General features: G+C 66.6%; 5 protein-coding genes and 1 pseudogene. 2 read left to right on the top strand and 4 right to left on the bottom strand.

Annotated elements, in window-relative coordinates; translation table 11 throughout:
- Positions 1-227 precede the first annotated feature (227 nt).
- Positions 228-914: a GntR family transcriptional regulator gene (locus tag ELR45_RS25135; protein ID WP_129668774.1), complete on the top strand. Its 687-nt coding sequence runs from the start codon at positions 228-230 to the stop codon at positions 912-914.
- Between the two features lie 38 nt (positions 915-952).
- Here the strand turns inward: ELR45_RS25135 and ELR45_RS25140 are convergent, their stop codons facing one another.
- From ELR45_RS25140 to ELR45_RS25150, 3 genes are all read right to left on the bottom strand, one after another.
- Positions 953-1,171 carry a KTSC domain-containing protein gene (locus ELR45_RS25140; protein WP_129668775.1) on the bottom strand — a complete coding sequence of 73 codons (219 nt, stop codon included), beginning with the start codon at positions 1,169-1,171 and terminating at the stop codon, positions 953-955.
- 97 nt (positions 1,172-1,268) lie between these two features.
- The gene (locus ELR45_RS25145; protein ID WP_129668776.1) at positions 1,269-2,489 is read right to left on the bottom strand and encodes an RNA polymerase sigma factor; all 1,221 of its coding nucleotides are present in this window, start codon (positions 2,487-2,489) and stop codon (positions 1,269-1,271) included.
- Positions 2,486-2,821, bottom strand: coding sequence for a YciI family protein (locus tag ELR45_RS25150; RefSeq protein WP_129668777.1), 336 nt, complete (start codon positions 2,819-2,821; stop codon positions 2,486-2,488). Before ELR45_RS25150 ends, ELR45_RS25145 begins: the two co-directional genes overlap by 4 nt.
- A gap of 143 nt (positions 2,822-2,964) precedes the next feature.
- Between ELR45_RS25150 and ELR45_RS42170 the strand changes: the two genes are divergently transcribed.
- Positions 2,965-3,096, top strand: coding sequence for a hypothetical protein (locus ELR45_RS42170; RefSeq protein ID WP_276320728.1), 132 nt, complete (start codon positions 2,965-2,967; stop codon positions 3,094-3,096).
- A 128-nt stretch (positions 3,097-3,224) separates the two neighbouring features.
- Here the strand turns inward: ELR45_RS42170 and ELR45_RS25155 are convergent.
- Positions 3,225-3,540, bottom strand: a pseudogene (locus ELR45_RS25155) (hypothetical protein); the annotation flags it as partial.

Consider the following 3,540-nt stretch of genomic DNA (forward strand, 5'->3'; position numbering starts at 1 on the left):
TGCGCGTGGAGTATCGGTGACGACGACGTTCTTCACGACGGACGTCCGTGCTGTCGCCTGAAGGCTATAATCATGGACATTATTGTCAACAATCTTGGTGACGTAAGTCAACAGAAGATAATGTTCAATGTTGTCAGCGAGCATGCACATGCCGTGCCCGGGAGCCGCACCCGCTCACGGGAGCCGGCCGTAAGGCTTCCGTCTCATCCGTCCGCACAGGAGGTCAGATGACGTCGAACACCGCCGATGGCACCGTCCGGTCGGCCGAGGTGACCGACCGGATACGCACCGCCATCGTGGCCGGAGAGTTCGCGCCCGGCCAGCGCCTGGTCGAAGCAGACCTGTGCGAGCTGTTCCACGCGAGCCGGGGCGTCGTCCGTGCGGCTCTCATGGATCTCACCCATGAGGGCCTCGTCGAGAGGATCGCCAACCGCGGAGCTCGGGTCCGGTCGGTCAGCGTCGAGGAGGCCATCGCGATCACCGAGGTACGGATGGCCGTGGAAGGGCTATGTGCGGCGAAAGCGGCCGAGCGGATCACCGATGAGGAGATCACCGAGCTGCGCGACATCGGCCGTCGCATGCAGGATGCGATGCGCGCCGGTGAAGTCCTGGTGTACTCCGAGCTCAACGGCACTCTGCACGACAGGATCCGGGAGATCTCCGCGCAGCCGGTCGCGGCGGACGTGCTCTCCAACCTGAGCGCCCGGAACGTCAGACACCAGTTCCGGCTCGCGCTTCGCCCTGGCCGACCGCAGATCTCCCTCCCGGAGCACCTCGCGATCATCGACGAGCTCTGCGCCCGTAGCCCGGAAGGCGCCGAACGAGCGGTCCGCCGGCACGTCGCCAGCGTGATCGAGGCGCTTCGTGAGTTCGACACGGCTCAGGCGAGCCCGGCCTCCGGCCTCGTGCGCTGATCGAGAGGAACGTATCGCTCTCAGCGTCCGCTTTCCGGTCACCTCCGCTGCACGTAGGCGAACTCGTAGCGAGGCTTGATCCACTCGTTCAGGAATCGGCCCAAGCTCTCGGCACGGAGCAGGCGAGCGACGTCGAACTCCGGCACATCGAGGTAGCGATAAACCTCACCGGAGTGGAACTCGACTTCCAGCGTGCGGCTGTCCGCGTCGTAGCCCACCGACGCCACCACCGAGGACGAAACCGCCTTGCGCCGCATGTCGCCCGATCACCTCCCCACGCGGACGACGTCCCTATACCCAGGATGCCGCAATCCGGCGCCACGGCATCGCTGGTCCGGCCCGCATGTCAGGCCGTCAGAGCGCGCGAAGGCGACCGATCAGGTAGCGACGTTCGGCGTCGGTCGGCACCAGCGTCAGCGCCTCCTCGTACGCGACCTTGGCCTCGGCCACGCGACCGTCCCTCCTGAGCAGATCGGCCCGGGTGGCGGGCAGCAGGTGATACCCGTCGAGGCGGCCGGACTCGGTAAGCTCGTCCACCAGCGCGAGACCGGCCGGGACGCCGTCGGACATAGCGACCGCCACGGCACGGTTGAGCTCCACCACTGGTGACGGAGCCAGGCGGCCCAATTCCGCATAGAGGGCTGCGATCTGCGCCCAATCGGTGCTCGCCGCATCCGGCGCCGTAGCGTGGCAGGCAGCGATCGCGGCCTGCACCTGATAGGGCCCGCCACGTCGCATGGCCAGCGCCTGGTCGAGTACGCCGACCCCTTCTGCGATCAAGTCACGATCCCACCTGGATCGGTCCTGGTGTTCCAGGGTCACCAACACCCCGTCATCGGTACGCGTCGCGCGTCGGGCCTCGTGCAGCAGCATCAACGCCAGCAAGCCTCTCGGCTCGGGTTCCGTCGGCATCAGCCGGGAGAGTACCCGGGCGAGGTGGATCGCCTCGGCCGTCAGCGCTCTACGACCGTCCTGCTCGTCGTAGCCCTCGTTGAAGATCAGATAGAGAACCGCGAGGACCGCGGCCAGTCGTTCCGGCAGCGACTCGGCGGGAGGGACACGGTACGGGATACCAGCCTCGGCGATCTTGCGCTTGGCACGGACCAGGCGTTGCGCCATCGTGGATTCGGCAGTGAGGAACGCCCTGGCGATTTCGGCGGTACTCAAACCGGAGAGCGTGCGCAACGTGAGCGCGACCCTGGCCTCGAACGGCAGCGCCGGATGACAGCACGTGAAGATCAGCCGCAGCCGATCGTCCGGGATCTCGTCCAAAGGCAGCTCGTCCGACTCCGGGGCCAACACCGCGAGCTGGCGCAGCTTTGTACGCCCGGCCTTGTCGCGCCGCAGCCGGTCGGTCGCACGGTTGCGCGCCGTCGTGGTGAGCCAGGCGCCCGGACGGCTCGGGATGCCATCGCGCGGCCACCTCGCCAACGCTGTCGCGAACGCGTCCTGCGCACAATCCTCCGCCAGATCCCAATCCCGGGTCAGCCCGATCAACGTCGCGACCACCTGACCCCATTCGTCCCGATACGCCGCTTCGACCGCGGCGCGCACAGCGTCGTCGGGTGCGGTCATACCCAAACCGGGCGGATCTCGACGCTGCTCCACCGGGCGTAGGGGTGTCCCCCGGCGATCGTGATCGCCTCGTCCAAGTCGGCGCACTCGATGACCACGACGCCGCCGACAAAGTCCTTGGTCTCGGCGAACGGTCCGTCAGAGATCAGAGTCTCGCCCTCGCGGACCCGGACCGTCGTGGCGTCGGCGACCGGCCGCAACCGCGCGCCGAACAACTCGACACCGCGCCGCTCCAGGTCCGCCTCCCACGCCTGGTGCACTGGATCAGCCGCCAGGTCTTCATTGCTCGGTGAAGCTGACTCGTCATCGCAGATCAGCAACGCATACTTCATGTGCCAGAGTCTGCCACTTCCGAGTTTGCGAAGGGGACCTCGCCTGCAGGATCGAGCGGGCGCGACCGCCGAGGATCCGGTTCGCCGACCGGCACCCGCGGATCATCCTCGTCTCCACCCATCAGATGGACGACATTGCCTGCGTGGCCGACTACCTTCTGGCCGGCGACGCTGGCACTCTCCGCGCTCGGGCGCCATTGAGCGACATCGCCTCGCGGTTCACATCGGCCGACGACTACTTCCTCAACGTTCTGGAGCGCAGCATCGATGAGTAGTTCGACACGTGGGTCGACCTATGGAATGACCGCCGCTGGATCCGATGGGCTGCGGCTATTCCTTACTTGGCGCGCACCGGGCGGCCCGGATCGCCACACGTTGGGTGATCCGGGCCGCCATACGCGCGTCAGAAACTCTGTGGGATCCACCGCGAAGTCGGCGGTTCGGAACCGTTGGCAGCTTCATCTTCGCGATGGAGGGCGATCATCTCGTCGCGGTAGTGATGATCGGCTGTCCCGAGTTCGTCAGCGACCTGGGCACCGTTCTCCCACCACTGCACCAAGCCGCGACTCTGCACCTGGCCCGCTTTGGTGTGAACGCAGTGAGCGTAGTCCGGCACCTCGACGAGCGCTTCACCCAACTGCACCTTGGTAGCGACCCAATCAGCGTGTTCGGAGGCTGTGCGATCCTTCTGCGCTGTCGCGAGCAGACGGACGGCATGA

Origin of the sequence: Phytoactinopolyspora endophytica, assembly GCF_004138495.1 — a bacterium.
In the GTDB taxonomy this organism is placed as follows: Bacteria; Actinomycetota; Actinomycetes; order Jiangellales; family Jiangellaceae; genus Phytoactinopolyspora; species Phytoactinopolyspora endophytica.